The 16,113-nt window shown below is 75.0% G+C and carries 13 protein-coding genes; 5 read left to right on the top strand and 8 right to left on the bottom strand.

The features are described from left to right. Positions 1-16: 16 nt before the first annotated feature. Positions 17-1,246 (bottom strand): 1-deoxy-D-xylulose-5-phosphate reductoisomerase, encoded by a 1,230-nt coding sequence (gene dxr / locus OH807_RS27360; protein ID WP_406203666.1) that lies wholly within the window; start codon positions 1,244-1,246, stop codon positions 17-19. A gap of 83 nt (positions 1,247-1,329) precedes the next feature. Between dxr and OH807_RS27355 the strand changes: the two genes are divergently transcribed. Beyond that, complete coding sequence (locus OH807_RS27355) at positions 1,330-1,995, top strand: NAD(P)H-binding protein (RefSeq protein ID WP_406203663.1); 666 nt, start codon at positions 1,330-1,332, stop codon at positions 1,993-1,995. 106 nt (positions 1,996-2,101) lie between these two features. Here the strand turns inward: OH807_RS27355 and OH807_RS27350 are convergent, their stop codons facing one another. The 3 genes from OH807_RS27350 to OH807_RS27340 all read right to left on the bottom strand — a co-directional run bounded on the left by OH807_RS27350 (position 2,102) and on the right by OH807_RS27340 (position 7,511). After that, positions 2,102-3,544, bottom strand: a complete 1,443-nt coding sequence (locus OH807_RS27350) for an aldehyde dehydrogenase family protein (protein ID WP_406203660.1) — start codon at positions 3,542-3,544, stop codon at positions 2,102-2,104. A 146-nt stretch (positions 3,545-3,690) separates the two neighbouring features. Then, complete coding sequence (locus tag OH807_RS27345; protein WP_406203658.1) at positions 3,691-5,256, bottom strand: PucR family transcriptional regulator; 1,566 nt, start codon at positions 5,254-5,256, stop codon at positions 3,691-3,693. Between the two features lie 251 nt (positions 5,257-5,507). Further along, complete coding sequence (locus OH807_RS27340) at positions 5,508-7,511, bottom strand: ATP-binding protein (protein ID WP_406203655.1); 2,004 nt, start codon at positions 7,509-7,511, stop codon at positions 5,508-5,510. A 300-nt stretch (positions 7,512-7,811) separates the two neighbouring features. On the opposite strand from OH807_RS27340, the gene gabT reads away from it, so the two are divergent. Beyond that, positions 7,812-9,152 carry a 4-aminobutyrate--2-oxoglutarate transaminase gene (gabT, locus tag OH807_RS27335; protein ID WP_406203652.1) on the top strand — a complete coding sequence of 447 codons (1,341 nt, stop codon included), beginning with the start codon at positions 7,812-7,814 and terminating at the stop codon, positions 9,150-9,152. A 573-nt stretch (positions 9,153-9,725) separates the two neighbouring features. Beyond that, on the top strand, positions 9,726-10,343 hold the full coding sequence (locus tag OH807_RS27330; protein ID WP_406203649.1) for a phosphatase PAP2 family protein: 618 nt from the start codon (positions 9,726-9,728) through the stop codon (positions 10,341-10,343). Here OH807_RS27330 and OH807_RS27325 read toward each other — a convergent pair. Next, positions 10,340-10,675 (bottom strand): DUF2218 domain-containing protein, encoded by a 336-nt coding sequence (locus tag OH807_RS27325; RefSeq protein WP_406203646.1) that lies wholly within the window; start codon positions 10,673-10,675, stop codon positions 10,340-10,342. The genes OH807_RS27330 and OH807_RS27325 overlap by 4 nt on opposite strands. A gap of 200 nt (positions 10,676-10,875) precedes the next feature. Here OH807_RS27325 and OH807_RS27320 point away from each other — a divergent pair, with 200 nt between their 5' ends. Then, the gene (locus OH807_RS27320; RefSeq protein WP_406203643.1) at positions 10,876-11,448 is read left to right on the top strand and encodes a MarR family winged helix-turn-helix transcriptional regulator; all 573 of its coding nucleotides are present in this window, start codon (positions 10,876-10,878) and stop codon (positions 11,446-11,448) included. On the opposite strand, the gene OH807_RS27315 is transcribed toward OH807_RS27320, so the two are convergent. Then, entirely contained in the window at positions 11,339-12,280 is a 942-nt protein-coding gene (locus OH807_RS27315; protein WP_406211219.1) for an EamA family transporter, read from the bottom strand. The genes OH807_RS27320 and OH807_RS27315 overlap by 110 nt on opposite strands. A gap of 106 nt (positions 12,281-12,386) precedes the next feature. Between OH807_RS27315 and OH807_RS27310 the strand changes: the two genes are divergently transcribed. Further along, a complete protein-coding gene (locus OH807_RS27310; protein ID WP_406203640.1) occupies positions 12,387-13,292 on the top strand; it encodes a LysR family transcriptional regulator in 906 nt (301 codons plus the stop codon). A 26-nt stretch (positions 13,293-13,318) separates the two neighbouring features. Here OH807_RS27310 and OH807_RS27305 read toward each other — a convergent pair whose 3' ends face one another. Continuing rightward, the gene (locus OH807_RS27305) at positions 13,319-14,062 is read right to left on the bottom strand and encodes a ZIP family metal transporter (RefSeq protein WP_406211217.1); all 744 of its coding nucleotides are present in this window, start codon (positions 14,060-14,062) and stop codon (positions 13,319-13,321) included. Positions 14,063-14,445: 383 nt separating this feature from the next. Continuing rightward, positions 14,446-16,098 carry a restriction endonuclease gene (locus OH807_RS27300; protein WP_406203637.1) on the bottom strand — a complete coding sequence of 551 codons (1,653 nt, stop codon included), beginning with the start codon at positions 16,096-16,098 and terminating at the stop codon, positions 14,446-14,448. Positions 16,099-16,113 lie beyond the last annotated feature (15 nt).

The raw sequence follows: 16,113 nt of genomic DNA, 5'->3' as shown, positions 1-16,113 counted from the left end.
CGCGGGGGCCGGACCATCAGCCCGCCGCCAGCTCGCGGGCCCGGGCGCGGGCCCAGTCCTCCGCGTGCAGGACGTCCTCGACCGTCAGGGAAGTTCCCGCCGCGGGCGTCCCGTGCTCGGCCACGACCTTGGCAACAGTGTCCACGATCCCGGTGAAGGCGAGGCGGCCGTTCAGGAAGGCCTCCACACACTCCTCGTTCGCGGCGTTGAAGACCGCCGGCGCCGTGCCGCCCAGCGTGCCCACCTCGCGGGCCAGCTCGACCGCCGGGAAGGCGTCGTTGTCCAGCGGGAAGAACTCCCAGGTGGCGGCCTTCGTCCAGTCGCAGCCCGGCGCGGCGTCCGGCACCCGCTCCGGCCAGCCCAGGCCCAGCGCGATCGGCATCCGCATGTCCGGCGGGCTGGCCTGCGCCAGCGTCGAACCGTCCGTGAACTCGACCATCGAGTGCACGACCGACTGCGGGTGGACCACGACCTCGATCCGCTCGAACGGCACGTCGTAGAGCAGGTGCGCCTCGATCACCTCCAGGCCCTTGTTCACCAGGGTGGCCGAGTTGATCGTCACGACCGGGCCCATCGCCCAGGTCGGGTGCGCCAGCGCGTCCTCCCGGGTGACACCCGCCAGCTGCTCCCGCGTCCGGTTGCGGAACGGGCCGCCGCTCGCGGTGACCACCAGCTTGCGGACCTCCGCCCGGGTGCCGCCGGCCAGCGCCTGGAACAGCGCCGCGTGCTCGGAGTCCACCGGCACGATCTGCCCCGGCCTCGCCACCGCCTTCACCAGCGGACCGCCGACGATCAGCGACTCCTTGTTGGCCAGCACCAGCACCCGGCCCGCCTTCAGCGCGGCCAGCGTCGGCGCCAGGCCGATCGAGCCGGTGATGCCGTTCAGCACCGAGTGGCACTCCGCGGCCGCCAGCTCGGTGGCCGCGTCCGGGCCCACCAGCACGGCCGGCAGCGGGCGCCCCGCGGCCTTCGCCGCCAGCGCCGCGCGCAGTGCCGGCTCGGCCGCCGGGTCGGCGACCGCGACGGTGTGCACGCCCAGCTCCAGCGCCTGCTCGGCGAGCAGCTCCACCCGGCCCCCGGCCGCCGACAGGGCGACCACGCGGAAGCGGTCCGGGTTGCGGCGCACCACGTCGATGGCCTGGGTGCCGATCGAACCGGTGGAGCCGAGGATCACCAGCTCCCGGGGGGCGGAAGGGTCCTTCACCACGGGGGTGAAACGCAGCTGCGGGTGGGCGAGCGAAGTCATGCGCCCATTGTGTCCTGCCCGACGCCCTCCCCGGGACGCACCTCCGCAGGACGCCGCCCGGCGCCCCCGCTACCGTCGGAGCCATGCGTACCGTCATCGCCGGGGGCCACGGACAGATCGCGCTCAAGCTGGAACGCCTGCTCGCCGAGCGCGGCGACCGGCCCGCCGGCATCATCCGCCGCCCCGCACAGGCCGAGGACCTGGTGGCCGCCGGAGCCGAGCCGCTGCTGCTCGACCTGGAGGCCGCCACCGCCCCCGAACTCGCCGCGCTGCTCACCGGCGCCGACGCGGTGGTCTTCGCCGCCGGCGCCGGCCCGGGCAGCGGCGCCGACCGCAAACGCTCCGTCGACCGCGACGCGGCCGTCCTGCTCGCCGACGCCGCCGAACTGGCCGGCGTCCGCCGCTACCTGATCGTCTCCTCGGCCGGCGCCGACGCCGCGGCCGAGTACCCCGCCGACGAGGTCTTCGAGACCTACCTGCGGGCCAAGGGCGCCGCCGACGACGCCGTCCGGGCCCGCACCACGCTGGACTGGACGGTGCTGCGCCCGGGCCGGCTCACCAACGGCCCCGGCACCGGCCTGGTCCGGCTCGCCCCCGGCGTCGGACACGGCGCCGTCGACCGGGCCGACGTGGCCGCCGTGCTGGCCGCCCTGCTGCACGAACCGGGCACCGCCGGGAAGACGCTGGAGCTGGTCGCCGGCGACGCCACCGTGGCGGAGGCCGTCGCCGCGGCCGCCGGGCGCGGCTGAACCGCCCCGGGAACGCCGAGGGGCCCGGCCACCGCGCGGTCGCGGTGGCCGGGCCCCTCGGCGGGCCGTCCCGGGCAGGTCGTCCCGACCGGGCGCCCGGGCCGTTCTAGAGGTCCAGACCGGTGAGGACCAGGACCTTCTCGACGGTGTAGTCGTCCATCGCGTACTTGACGCCCTCGCGGCCGACACCGGAGTCCTTGACGCCGCCGTACGGCATCTGGTCGGCGCGGTAGGACGGCGCGTCGCCGATGATCACACCGCCGACCTCCAGCTCCCGGTGGGCGCGGAAGGCGGTCTGCAGGTCACGGGTGAAGACGCCGGCCTGCAGGCCGAAGGCGGAGTCGTTGACGGCCGCGAAGGCCTCGTCGACGCCGTCCACCTTGTGCAGCGACAGCACCGGGCCGAACACCTCGGCCTTGGCCAGGATCGCGTCGGCCGGAAGCTCCGTCAGCACGGTCGGGGCGTAGGTCGCGCCCTCGCGGGTGCCACCGGTGAGCACCTTGGCACCCTTGGCCACCGCGTCGTCCACCCACGACTCGACGCGCTTGGCGGCGTTCTCGTCGACCAGCGGGCCGACATCGGTGGCGTCGTCGTTCGGGTCACCGGTGACCTGGGCCGCGACCTTGGCCACGACCTTCTCCACCAGCGCGTCGTAGACGGACGCGTCGGCGATCACGCGCTGCACCGAGATGCAGGACTGGCCGCCCTGGTAGTTGGCGAACATCGCGATCCGGGTGGCGGCCCACTCCAGGTCGGCCTCGGAGGACCAGTCGGCGAGCACCACGGCCGCGGCGTTGCCGCCGAGCTCCAGGGTGGTGTGCTTGCGCGGCACCGAATCCATGATCTGGTAGCCGACCTTGTCCGAACCGGTGAAGGAGATCACCGGCAGACGCGGGTCCTGCACCAGGGCGGGCATCCGCTCGTTCGGCACCGGCAGGACGCTCCAGGAGCCGGCCGGCAGGTCCGTCTCGGCCAGGATCTCGCCGAGCACCATCGCGGAGAGCGGGGTGGCCGGAGCCGGCTTGAGGATGATCGGGGCGCCGACCGCGATCGCCGGGGCGACCTTGTGGGCGACCAGGTTCAGCGGGAAGTTGAACGGGGCGATGCCCAGCACCACACCGCGCGGGAACTTGCGCACCACCGCGAAGCGGCCCACGCCGCCCGGGTCGGTGTCCAGCCGCATGGTCTCGCCGTTGGTCCGGCGGGCCTCCTCGGCCGCCCAGCGGAAGACCGAGACGGCACGGCCGACCTCGCCGCGGGCCCACTTGATCGGCTTGCCGTTCTCCGCGGTGATCAGCTGGGCGATCTCCTCGGTGCGCTCGGCCAGGCGCTTCGCCACGTGGTCCAGCGCGGCGGACCGCACGTGTGCGGGGGTCGCGGCGAACACCGGGAGTGCGGCCACGGCGGCGTCCAGCGCCTCCTCGACCTGGGCCTCGGTCGGCACGCCGACCTTGCCGACCAGGCGGCCGTCCCAGCTGTTGTGCACCTCGAGCTCGGCGTCGCCGCTCACCCGGCGGCCGGCCAGCCAGAAATCGTACGTGGTGGTCACCGTGGGTACCGGCCCTCTCCTCGTCGTCCTCGGACCCCACGAACGTGGAGCCTGAACCCGAGGGTAGGGCGGCGACGCGCCGAGCCGGATTGGCCACGGAGTAGCGTTCGCCCTCCCGGCCACTCCATCACGTCCAGCCGCCGGTTCTATTCCTCACCGGAGCGCAAGGCCAGCCACAGCTCCATCCGGACGTCCGTGTCGTCCAGCGAACGGCCCAGCAGCTCCTCGACCCGCCGCATCCGGTAGCGCAGCGTGTGCCGGTGCACACCCAGGTCGGCGGCGGCCGCGTCCCACTGCCCGTGTCTGGACAGCCAGGCCCGCAGCGAGGCCACCAGGTCACCGCGCGCCGTCCGGTCGTGGTCCCGCAGCGGACGCAGCAGCCCCTCCGCGAACGCCGTCACCGCGTCCTCACCGAGCAGCGGCAGCAGCGAACCCGCGCCGACCTCCTCGTGATCCACCGAACGGCGGCCGCCCCGCAACGCCACCGCCAGCGCCCGCTCGGCCTGCGCGTGGGCCGTACCGGCCTCCTCCAGCGCGGCCGGAGCCGACACGCCGAGCGACAGACCCTCGTGCTCCTCCACCGCCCCGAGACAGGCCCGGTGCACCGCGCCGTTGTCCAGCGCCAGCACCATCAGGCGCGCCCCGTGCGCACCCTCCTCCCGCGCCACCAGCAGCTTCTCGCCCACCCGGGCCCCGGCCTGCTCGGCCCGGTCACCCAACTCCCCCAAGGACTCCGAGGCGTCCACGCCCTGGCCGGCGCCCGCCACCAGCACCCGGACCGTCCCCTCCGGCAGACCGCCGAACAGCCCCGCGGCCACCAGCCGGGCCGTCGCCACCTCGCCCGCCAGCACCATCCGCAGCAGCGCGGCACCCATCCGCTCCTCCGCCTGCCGAAGCTCGCGGGACCGCTCCAGGGTGAGGGTCAGCAGTGCCACCGCCGCGTTCAGCACGTACCGCTCGGTCGGCGTGATCCGGTCCTCGGTACCGACCGCCAGGAAGCCCCGGGCCCGCCGGTCCGCCCCCAGCGACTGGACCACCACGTAGTCCTCGTCCGCCGTGTCTATGCCCGGCGACCGACCCTGCAGCGCCGCACTCGACGGCGCCGGCCGGCGACGCAGCCGGTCCACCTCGGCCGCCAGCCGCCCCGCCCGGCGGGCCGCCCAGTCCGGCGCCACCACCGACAGCGCACCCGAACCGTCGTACAGCGCCGCCCAGCCGCCCAACCGGGCCGCCAGCCGGCGCACCACCGCCGTGGTGCCGTCCTTGCCCAGCGCCGCCCGGGTCAGCTCCTCCTGCGCCTCGAAGCTCGTGGTCACCGCCTCGTACTGCTCGGCCGCCAGCGCCGCCGACACCACCTTGCTGATCGCGATGAACGGCGTCGGCTCCGGCACCCGCAGCAGCGGCAGGCCGCGCTGCGCCGCCGCCTCCACCAGCGGCTGCGGCACCTCGGTGTGCGAGAGCCCCACCCCCAGACCCAGCCCCACCACGCCCGCATCGGCCAACCGGTGCACGTACGCCTGCAACTGGGCGGCGGTGCGGCCCAGCTTGATGCCGGTGGTGAGCAGCAGCTCGCCGCCCTCGAGGAACGGCGTCGGGTCGTCCAGCTCACTGGTGTGCACCCAGCGGACCGTCCGCTCCAGGTGGTCCGCACCGGCGAGGACCGTCAGATGGAGCGAGGTGTTGCGGACGACGGAGGCGAGTGTGGGAGGCATGGCACCTTCGGGGGAACGACCTGACCGCGCCGTTGCGGTCGGGCGGGGAGAGGACAACGGGGCAGAACGGGCTGAGCGGGGCTGGAGGGAGCCGAGGGGTTTCGGGCTCGCGGGAGACTTCTTCTCTCCCATTATGGACGCTCCGGACAACCGGCACCGCCGAATCCACCTCGACGGCGAGCTTGCGCCCCACCGGCCCCGTCCGGAACGGGACCGGCCGCCCCCGTCCGGCCCGCCCCGGCCCGGGGCGCTCAGCCGCGCAGGTCCACCAGCAACGGCGGCACCTGCTCGCCCGAGACCGCCGTCAGCGACACCACCGCGTGCCCGGCCGGCAGCGCGTGCGCCAGATCCGACGGCGACCAGCGCAACCGCTCCACGTCCCGGGTGGTCACCGACTCGGTCTGCGCGGTCGTCCCCGACAACGCCTTCCGCCCCATCCGCCCCGCCCGCCGGAGAGCGCCGCCGGAGGTGTCCGGCGCATGCGTCACCGCCGTCTCCCGGACCAGGTGGGTGCCCCAGGCCTCGGAGAACAACCGCCCGTCCCACGGCGCGATCCCCGGGAACGCCATCCGGCAGCCCACCGCCCCGAACAGCGGCGCCCGCAGCGCCTCGGGCAGGTCCACCAGGGTCCGCAGCAGCAGCACGGCACCCGCGTTCGCACCGCGCAGCCGCTGCAGCCCGCGGACGGCGTTCGCGTCCAGCGCCGCCGTGGCGTCGTCCACCACCAGCCCCGCGAACAGCGAACGGTCCTCACGGGCCGCCGCAGCCTGCACGAACTGGCCCACCACCAACCGCGACAGCATCCGCGCCGCCTCCGGGTGGCTGCGCTCGGGCAGCTTCACCCGGACCCGCAGCGGGTGGTCCAGCACCCGCATCGCGAATGGCGGACGGCCCGTGCCGTCGGTCGCGAACGCCCCGTCGAAGGCCGGCCGGTCCAGCAGCGCGAGCCGGTCCGCCAGCAACGCCCCCGGATCGTCCGCCCGGCCGCGCTGGCGCTCACGGTGCTCCAGATCCCGCTCGTACGCCCCCAACCGGCCCGCCGCGCGCAGCGCCTTCACCAGGGCCTCCAGCGCCTCCGGGTCGCCACCGAGCAGCGCCCGCAGCTCGCGCACCCCCGGGTAACGGCCGAACGCCGCGTGGAACGGGCCGACCACCTGCTGCACCGTCGTCCGGGCCGTCTCGGCGCGGGCGGTCAGCTCGTCCGGCAGCAGCGCCTCGGCCAGCCGGGCCGCCGCCTCGTCGGGGTCCTGCGCCGCGCCGTACAGGTCCAGCCCGTAGGCCGACTCCTGGTCACCGGGGGCGATCACCACGTCGTACCAGGCGTCCGGACCGAGATCCGCGTCCCCCGCACCGATCACCACCGCGCACGCCGTGCCGGCCAGCGCCTGCAGGCAGAGCGCCTCGGCGGCGGGCCGGGCCAACCGCGCCGTCTTCCCGGTGCCCGCCGGGCCGACCGCCAGCAGCGAGGTGCCCAGCACCGCCGGGTCGAGCGCGAAGCCCGCCCCCCGGTGGGTCAGCGGATTCTTCGGCACGTCCTGCGTGGTGCCCAGCCGCACCTGGCGCAGCAGCAGATCGTGCCGCTCGATCCGCCCGGGCAGCTCACGCGCCTCGGACGGGTGCGCGAACGCCGCGGCACCGCGGGCCGCCACCTGCTCGACGAAGGCCGGGACGAACACCTGGTCCGCCTGCGCCGACTCCCAGGCCCGGTGGATCCGCACGTAGTCGACGTCGCCGACCGCCGCCGCATCCAGCTGCGCCGCCGCCGCGGCCGCCCCGCCGGCCCGCAGCACTCCCCACGGGTCACCCGGCCGGGCCGCCTCCGCCGCCGCCGTACCGTCCTCGGCGGGCGCCTCCTGGGTCACCGTCCGCGAGAGCAGCGGCGCCGCGTACCTCCGCCACAGCTCGGGCCAGCGGCCCATCCGGCCGAAGACCTTGATGACGATTCCGGCCACCAGGACGTTCAACGTCAGGATGACCGACACTGCAACGAAAGCCGACCGGGTCGGCAGTACGCCGATCAGCGTCGTCCCGTACTTGGCCAGCTCGACCCCGTAGACATAGGTCAGCCACCCCACCACCGCGTTCAGTCCCGCCCGCAGCAGCAGGGGCCAGGTCTCGACCTTGGCGTCCTCCGCCCGGTCCGGGTCCACCTGCCGGTGGCCCTGGCGGTAGATGCCCGGGGGGGCTTCGGGGCGGGGGGCGGCGACCCAGGTGGGGAGGTCGAAGGCCGGGGGGCGGGGGCGTTGGTGGGGCATCGGTGTGGGGGGTGTGGTGGTGGACCGCTCTCCGTGGCCCCGCGCCCCGTCCAGTTCCATGTACGGCCCCGCTCCCTCGCCCGCCCGCCCCGACCGTCGTCGGTGCCGCCATACCCATGCCGCCGCACCGACGACACGCCCGCGCACAATGTAGTGGAGCGGAGCCTGCCGGTAGTCGCACTACCCGCGCTGGCCGCCTCGGACAAGTCGGACGGCCCAGTGCTACCGAGTGGCGCATGCCCGGCCGGGGAGGGCCGCCGTAGCCTGCGAAGCACCGAGCCGAGAAGTCTGGAGAAACCCATGAGCGCCGCAACGCCGCTCCCGCAGGAGCGCCGCCTGGTCACCGCGATCCCCGGTCCGAAGTCGCAGGAGCTGCAGGCCCGCAAGCTGGGTGCGGTGGCGGCCGGCGTCGGCACCACGCTGCCGGTGTACGTGTCCCGCGCCAACGGCGGCGTGCTGGAGGACGTGGACGGCAACTCGCTGATCGACTTCGGTTCCGGCATCGCCGTGACCAACGTCGGCAACAGCGCCGAGGCCGTGGTGGCCAAGGCGTCCGAGCAGCTGGCCGCCTTCACGCACACCTGTTTCATGGTGACGCCGTACGAGAGCTACGTGGCCGTGGCCGAGCAGCTGAACGAGCTGACCCCGGGCGACCACGAGAAGCGCACCGCGCTGTTCAACTCGGGCGCCGAGGCGGTCGAGAACGCGGTGAAGATCGCCCGCGCGTACACCAAGCGCACCGCCGTCGTGGTGTTCGACCACGGTTACCACGGCCGCACCAACCTCACCATGGGCCTGACGGCGAAGAACATGCCGTACAAGCACGGCTTCGGGCCGTTCGCCCCGGAGATCTACCGCGTGCCGGTGGCCTACCCGTACCGCTGGCTGACGGGCGCGGAGAACTGCGCCGCCGAGGCCGCGGCCCAGGCGATCGACATCATCAACAAGCAGATCGGCGCCGACAACGTCGCCGCGATCATCATCGAGCCGATCCAGGGCGAGGGCGGCTTCATCGAGCCGGCCAAGGGCTTCCTGCCGGCGATCGTGGAGTACGCGAAGGCCAACGGCATCGTGTTCGTCGCGGACGAGATCCAGACCGGTTTCTGCCGCACCGGCCAGTGGTTCGCCTGTGACGACGAGGGTGTCGTCCCGGACCTGATCACCACCGCCAAGGGCATCGCCGGCGGTCTGCCGCTGGCCGCGGTGACCGGTCGCGCCGAGATCATGGACGCCGCGCACGCGGGCGGCCTGGGCGGCACCTACGGTGGCAACCCGGTGGCCTGCGCGGCCGCGCTGGGCGCCATCGAGACGATGAAGGAGCAGGACCTCAACGGCAAGGCGCAGCGGATCGGCGAGATCATGCTGGGCCGCCTGCGGGCGATGCAGGAGAAGTTCGACGTGATCGGCGAGGTCCGCGGTCGCGGCGCGATGATCGCGATCGAGCTGGTGAAGCCGGGCGGCAAGGAGCCGAACGCGGAGATCACCGCGGCCATCGCGAAGGCCTGCCACGCCGAGGGCCTGGTCGTGCTGACCGCCGGCACCTACGGCAACGTGCTGCGCTTCCTGCCGCCGCTGGTCATGCCGGAGCACCTGCTGAACGAGGGCCTGGACATCCTGGAGAACGCCTTCACCGCCGTCTGAGCCGGCGTTGACCGGTCCCCCGTCCGAGCCGGCGGGGGCGACCGGACGGCCCGCCCCTGGAGGGCGGCTTCGAGACTGCCGGAGGGATGTCCGGACAGCACTGAACGGCCCGTGGGGACGAAAGTCCCCACGGGCCGTTCGGTCTGTTCGACGGGTTCGGGCGGACCGCCGGGCGGGCGGGGCCGGATCCGGCCCGGTGTTCGGACCGTGCGGGGCAGGGCCCGGCGGGCGGTGAAGATGCTGTGGGGAATCGCTGAAGCTCCTCGGCCCGGCAGGGAGGTTGACGTAGTGTCATCACAGATGGACAGCGAGCCTCAGCCATTGACGGATCCGTCCGCGGCACCGCCCCCAACGGCGGCTCCGCATGTCGGCCGTGAGGACAACCAGGCCGTCCCCGAGGGGCCGGCGCACACCGAAGACCGATCGACCGACCGTCCGACCCACACCCCCCGGGGCGCGCGGAACGGCGATCATCAGAGCCGCCCCGGAGCTCTCCCCCCTGCTCCGGGGCGGCCGCTTCGCGTTCCGGGCCGGTTCACCGGCTCGGCCGCGCTGCCGGCCCTCCTGGGCACGGTGCTGGTGCTGGTGTCCTGGCAGGTGGCCGTCGACGGGCCGCTGCTGGGCCTGGACCGCTGGGTCCGGCACGGCGTCCGGGAGAGCCGGCACGAACTCCACAGCACGCTGCTCAACCACCTCGGCACCGCACTGTCGGACCTGGGCGGTTCCGTCCCGGCGATCCCGGTACTGCTGGCCGGCGGGGCGCTGGCGGCCTGGCGGTCCCGCCGGGCGGCGGCGCCCCGGTGGTGGCTGCCCGCGGTGGTGGCGGTGCTGACGACCGGGCTGATCCCGCTGCTGGTCGTGCTGGCGAAGGCGTGGTTCGCCAGGCCGGGCCCGTTCGGGGCGCCGCTGGCCGCCGACCAGTGGGGCTGGTACCCGTCCGGGCACACGGCCACGGCAACCCTCGCGTACGGCGTGGCCGCACTGCTGCTGGCCCGCACGGTGGGCGTCCCGGCCCGGCGGCGGCTGTACGCGGCGGCGGCCCTGCTTGCGCTCGGGGTCGGTCTCGGGCTGGTGTGGAGCGACTACCACTGGCTGCTGGACGTGGTGGCCTCCTGGTGCCTGGGCGGGCTGGTGCTGTGGACGCTCGCCCGTCGGCTGCCCGACCGGCCGCAGCATCCCGGCCGGCTCTAGCCCTCGGCGGGCTCGTCGTTGCGGTGGACGAGGCCGGCCTCGCCGCTGTCGCGGTGCCACTCGACGACCAGTTCGTCGCGGGCGCCGAAGCGGACCAGGTGGCGGCCGACGACGTCCTCCAGGCCGGGCAGGTTCTCGGCGGCTCCCTCGACGGCGAGCAGCAGGGCGTCGGGGGCGGCCTCCAGGGTGGCGGTGCGGGCGCCGAAGGTGAGGGTGCCGCGACCGGTCTCGTCGGACCAGTCGGTTTCGACCTTTCGGCCCATGTGGGCGGCGAGCTGCTTGGCGTAGCGGGCGGGGCGGTCGGTGGTGACGCGGGCTTCGGAGCGGGGCACGGGCCCTCCAGGGATCGGTCGAGGGAACTTAGGTGCCCTCACTGAGGAACTACGCCAACGCAGATACTGAGCTTCACTCAACATATATTCCGGTGCCTGTCGGCCAGTGGTGCCACCGGGTCCGCGGACCGGTGCACGGGCTCCTTGCGCAACCCGAACCGCCGATACCCTGGGTCGGACACCTGCCGAGGAGAGCCGCCATGACCACCACGCCGACCGACGACGCGGCGAGCTCCTCCCCCGCCCCTTCCCCCGGCCCCTCGGCCGACGAAGGCGCGGCAACGCCGCAGGACACCGCCGCCGAGCTCGCCGACGCGATGACCCGCGCGATCAAGCGGATCCGCCGCCTTACCAGCGAGCGGCTGGAGCCCTACGGCATCACCCCCGCCCAGGGCCGCGCCCTGCGCACCCTCGCGCACGCGCCCGGCTGCGAACTGCCGGACCGCGCGATGCGGCTGAGCGACCTCGCGGACCGGCTGCACATCGCCCCCCGCTCGGCCACCACCGTGGTCGACGCACTGGAGGAGGCGGGCCTCGTCGAGCGCACCCCCGACCCGGCCGACCGGCGCGCGGTGCGGATCGTCCTCACCCCGGCCGGACACTCGGCGGTGGAGCGGATCGGCCTGGTCCGGTACGAGGTGGCGCAGGAGTACTTCGGCCCCGTCAGCCCCGCCGAGCAGGATGCGCTGCTGCGGGCGCTGCGCTCCGCCGAGGCCGGGTACGCGGCCGCCACGCCGCCGCGGCGGCAAGCGCCCCCGGGCGCAGCGCGGTGATCCCGATCCCGGCGATCACCAGCAGCGCGGCGGCCCCGGCGGCCGCGCTGATCCGCTCCCCGAGCAGCAGCCACGCCGAGGACATCCCGAACACCGGCACCAGCAGCGAGTAGGGCGCCACCGCGGTGGCGTCGTAGCTGCGCAGCAGGAAGCTCCAGGCGACGAAGCCGAACAGGGTGGAGACCAGCCCGACGTAGCCGATCGCGCCGAGACCGGCCGGGGTGATGTCGCGCAGTGCCCGGAGGTCCGCGGCCGGGCCCTCGACCAGCAGGGAGAGCCCGAGCAGCGGCAGCGGCGGCACCGCGCTGACCCAGACCATCCAGCGCAGTGCGTCCGACGGGGCCGCCCGGCGGGTCAGCACGTTGGACAGGCCCCAGGCCACGGCGGCGAGGACGACCAGGGCGAAGGCGCCGATCGGGCCGCCGAGGCCGCGGTCGAGGGCGCTGAGGCCGATGCCGCCGAAGGCGATCGCCAGGCCGGCGAGCCGCTGCCCACCGGGGCGTTCGCGCAGCAGGGCGGCGGCGAACAGTGCGGTGAACACCGCCTGGCTCTGCAGGACCAGCGAGGAGAGCCCGGCCGGCATCCCGGCGTGCATGCCGAGGAAGAGCAGCCCGAACTTGACCACCCCGAGCACGAACCCGACCGCCAGCACCCACCGCCAGGCCACCCGGGGCGGACCGACGAAGAAGACCGCGGGGACGGCCACCACCGCGAAGCGCAGCGCGCAGAACAGCAGCGGCGGGAAGTTCTCCAGCCCGACGTGGATGAGCACGAAGTTGAGGCCCCAGACTGCGGCGACCAGGACGGCCAGGGCGATGTGACGCGGTCTCATGGTGCCGCCGGTGGCGGCCGGTGTTGCGGTCATGGATCGAGGATGGCCGCCACCGACCGTGTAGCACCAGCGATGAATACTGAAGACCACGCTTTAGCATTGCTGCATGATGGATCTGGGACGCCTGCGGGCGCTGCACGCGGTGGCCGTGCACGGTTCGGTCGGCGGGGCGGCCGCCTCGCTCGGGTACACCCCGTCGGCGGTCTCGCAGCAGATCGCCAAACTGGAACGCGAGACCAGGACGGTCCTGCTGGAGCGTCAGGGCCGCGGTGTGGTGCTGACGGACGCCGCACGCGAGCTGGCCGCCACCGCGCAGGCGGTGCTGGGGCTGGTGGAGCGGGCCGAGGTGCGGTTGGAGGAGCAGCGCGGTCAGGCCGTCGGACGGCTGCTGGTGGCAGCCTTCGCGACCGGTGCGCGGGGCCTGCTGCCGGGGGTGCTCACCGATCTGCGGGAGCGTTGCCCGGAGCTGGACGTCCGGCTGCTGGAGAGCGATCCGTACCCGGCGGCCGAGCTGGTGGCCCGCGGCGAGGTGGACCTGGCGCTGGTCCAGGACTGGCCGACGGTGCCGCTGCCGGTGCAGGAGGGCCTGTCCCGGCTGGACCTCGGCCCGGACCGGGTGGACCTGCTGCTCCCCGCCGCGCACCCGCTGGCGGAGCTCGCCGTGGTGCCGGTGGGGCGGCTGCGCGGCCTGCGCTGGATCAGCGTGCCGCCGGGCAACATCTGCCACGACTGGCTGGTCCGGACCCTGCGCGAGGCCGGCGAGGAGCCCGACGTCTGCTACCAGGTGGGCGAGTTCGAGACCCAGATCGCGCTGATCGCGGCCGGGCTCGGCGTCGGCCTCGTCCCGCGGCTCGGCCGGGGCGCCCTGCCGGCGGAGGTGGTCGCCCGCCCGGTCGTCCCGGAGCCGACCCGCCGGGTGTTCGCGCTCTGGCGCACCCAGGCCTCCCGGCGCCCGGCGATCACCGTGGCGCTGGCGGCCATGCGCGCGCGGTGGGCCGCGCTGGACGGCTGAGCGGGCCGCGCTCGGCGCCGGCGGCCTCAGGCCGCGAGACCGATCACCAGCCACATGAAGCCCACCCCGGCCAGCGTGCAGAGCAGCGTGGTGCGCGAGGGGTGCGGGCTGTGGGCCTCGGGGAGGATGTCGGAGGTGGCCAGGTAGAGCAGGAAGCCGGCGAAGAACCCGAGGTAGAGCCCGAGCAGCTGCTCGGGGATGGTGAACAGCAGGGTGATCGCGGCGCCGGTCACCGGCGCGAGCGCGTCCGCCGCCAGCAGGGTCAGCGCCCGCCGGCGGTCGTTCCCGTACAGCCGGGTGATCGTGTACGTGTTGAAGCCGTCGGCGAAGTCGTGGGCGACCACGGCGACGGCGACCACCGTACCGACGGTGGTCCCGGCCTGGAAGGCCGCGCCGATCGCGAAGCCGTCCATCACGCTGTGGCCGACCAGCGCCAGTGCGGCGGTCAGCCCGATGCCCGGGGCCGCGTTGCCGCCGGCCGCCCGGCCGTGGTCGTGCGCGTGCCGGTGTCCGTGGGTGTGTTCGGCGTACTCGCCCTCGTGACCGCGGTGGATGGCCACCGCCCGTTCGACGATGTGGATGGCCAGGAATCCGGCCGCGAACATCAGCAGGGCCTGCGGCACGCCGTGGATCTCCTCGGGCGCCTGGCGCAGGGCCTCCGGCAGCAGGTCGAAGGCCACGACTCCGAGCATCAGCCCCGCCGCGAAGCCGAGCACCAGGTGGCGGCGGTCACCGGTGCGCTGGGCGACGTAACCACCGATCAGCGTCATCAGGAACGCGCCGGCCGCGACCAGGATCGCCGTCACCGCTGCTCCCCCGTCCCGGGCACCGTGCCCACCTCGCCTCCCCCGTGTGCCGCCCGTCCCCGGGCCGGCCACCGACCGTCGCCGGACGGCTGCGCCGGCGGGCACCGCCTCCCGGCCGGGCGCCGGTCACCCCGGCACCCGCGCCCACCAGCCTCGTGCCCCGCCCGGGCGGCTGCCCGCCGGGCGGGCCGTCAGGGTGAGCCGGGCCACCCCGCCGTCGCATCGGTCCGCCGCCCCGTGTACGGCCCCCGCATCAGGCCTCCTCGCAGCCGGACTCCCCGCATCGGGCCTCCCCACGTCCGCGCCCCGCATCCGCGCCCCACGCCCGCCGCCCCCGGGGGGCCGGCTCAGTGGCCGGTGGCCAGCGGGAGTCCGAGCTGGGTGCGGGCCAGCTCCCGGAGGCCGTCACCGTCGACCAGATGGATGTGCTGGTGGCCGTCCTCGGCGGTGAGGTCGAGCGCCTCGTCGCTGAAGCGGCCGACCGTGAGCCGCAGACCGCGCTCGGCGGACTCCTCGCGGACCGCCTCCGCCAGCGTCCGGATCTCCTCCGCCCCCACCGGCCGGTCGCTGCGGGAGGCCCAGACCACCCAGCGGCCGGGCAGCGCGCTGCCGGCCGCGCCCTCGCCGGTGGCGACCAGCCCGGCCGCACCGCGCAGCCGGACGCTCCACTGCGCGAGTCCGCCCCGGGTGAGCAGCTCGCGGACCAACTGGGCGAACTCGTTCGCCGAGAGGTCCTCGGCGGACGGCACGGCGGCGCCCGCGACGGCGGCCGGTCCCACCCCGGCCGGTGCGTACGGGTCGGGGGTGACGGCGGCACCGAGCTGGCGCAGCCGCACCAGGGCCTCGTCCTGCTCGGCGTCGGCGTAGACGCCCTCGCCGTCGTGCTCCTCGTAGGGGGCGGCCGGGGGCAGCAGCCGGGTGCGGGCCAGCGCGTCGCGGTCGGCGTCCACGCTCACCAGGCAGAGCGGCTCCGCCGTGCCGGGCTCGCGCAGCCAGCCGTTGAGCACGACCCCGGCCAGTATCTCGTCGGTGTCGACGGCATCGGCGGCCTGCAGGGCGCGGAGTGCCAGCCGGGCGACCAGCCGGAGGTAGTCGGTGGCCCGGTCGGCGGGCGGGCGGGGCACCGGGAGGATCTCGCCGTCCGCCGCGAGCCGGTAGCCGGCCAGTGAGGGCACCAGGTCGAGCGCGGGCAGGTCGAGGTCGAGGACGGCGGTGCGGGTGAGCGGGCGGAACACCGCACGGCAGGGTGCGGGGAGGTCCTGGGTGGCCGTCTCGGCGGCGGCCAGGGCCCGTTCGAGCAGGGATTCCACCGCGGCCGGCTCGGCCAGCCGGTACGCCCGGCGGCACTCCTCCAAGCTGTCGTTGTACTCCCGCACCGCGCGGGCCCGGGCCTGCTCGGTCTGCTCGTGCACCCGCCGGGACTCGTCCGCGGCCGGGCTGCCCGCCTCTGCCCGCAGGGTGCGCCACTCCCGCAGGGCGCGCTGGTGGGTGAGCCGGGCCTCGGCCAGCTTGCGCTGGTAGCCGGAGTCGAGCAACCGCCGGGACGGGCTCTCGTCCGGGTCGGCGGCGGTCGGTCCGGCGGGCGCGTAGTCCGCCCAGCGCGGCTCGGGCTCCGCGCCGGGCCCGGCCGCCGGACCGTCGGCCGGGTAGGGCTTCGGCTCGTACTGGCGCAGCTGGCTCTCGAAGTCCATGGCCGAGACGGGCAGCGCGGCCCGCCGGAGCAGGTCCGCGAGCCGCTCGTGCTCGGCCCGGACGGTGACGGTCCGGTGGTGGGTGAGCGCGGCGGCCCGGGCGTGCGCGGCGACGGACTCGTCCGTCCCGGCGTCAGCCGGCCCGCCGGGCGGGACGGCCGGGCCCGGCGGGCCGTCCGGTCCGCCGGGCCCCGCCGGCTCGTCGTCGTCCGGCCCGTCCACACCGAGGTCACGGAAGACCGAGGCCAGGAAGCCGGGCTGGGGGGTCAGGACCGTGCCTTCGGCGTGACCGTCTGCTGAGTACTGCATCGGTGGTCGTTCCCC

This window comes from Kitasatospora sp. NBC_01560, assembly GCF_045208415.1.
In the GTDB taxonomy this organism is placed as follows: domain Bacteria; phylum Actinomycetota; class Actinomycetes; order Streptomycetales; family Streptomycetaceae; genus Kitasatospora.
The sequence above is the reverse complement of the archived record's forward strand: the minus strand, read 5'-3'. Positions and strand labels throughout refer to the sequence as shown.

Coding starts and splice junctions, on each gene's coding strand:
- gabT (WP_406203652.1), top strand. CDS start 7,812: ATGAGCGCCGCAACGCCGCTCCCGCAGGAGCGCCGCCTGGTCACCGCG.
- OH807_RS27355 (WP_406203663.1), top strand. CDS start 1,330: ATGCGTACCGTCATCGCCGGGGGCCACGGACAGATCGCGCTCAAGCTG.
- OH807_RS27305 (WP_406211217.1), bottom strand. CDS start 14,062: ATGACGCTGATCGGTGGTTACGTCGCCCAGCGCACCGGTGACCGCCGC.
- OH807_RS27340 (WP_406203655.1), bottom strand. CDS start 7,511: ATGCCCCACCAACGCCCCCGCCCCCCGGCCTTCGACCTCCCCACCTGG.
- OH807_RS27310 (WP_406203640.1), top strand. CDS start 12,387: ATGATGGATCTGGGACGCCTGCGGGCGCTGCACGCGGTGGCCGTGCAC.
- OH807_RS27300 (WP_406203637.1), bottom strand. CDS start 16,098: ATGCAGTACTCAGCAGACGGTCACGCCGAAGGCACGGTCCTGACCCCC.
- OH807_RS27315 (WP_406211219.1), bottom strand. CDS start 12,280: ATGAGACCGCGTCACATCGCCCTGGCCGTCCTGGTCGCCGCAGTCTGG.
- OH807_RS27345 (WP_406203658.1), bottom strand. CDS start 5,256: ATGCCTCCCACACTCGCCTCCGTCGTCCGCAACACCTCGCTCCATCTG.
- OH807_RS27320 (WP_406203643.1), top strand. CDS start 10,876: ATGACCACCACGCCGACCGACGACGCGGCGAGCTCCTCCCCCGCCCCT.
- dxr (WP_406203666.1), bottom strand. CDS start 1,246: ATGACTTCGCTCGCCCACCCGCAGCTGCGTTTCACCCCCGTGGTGAAG.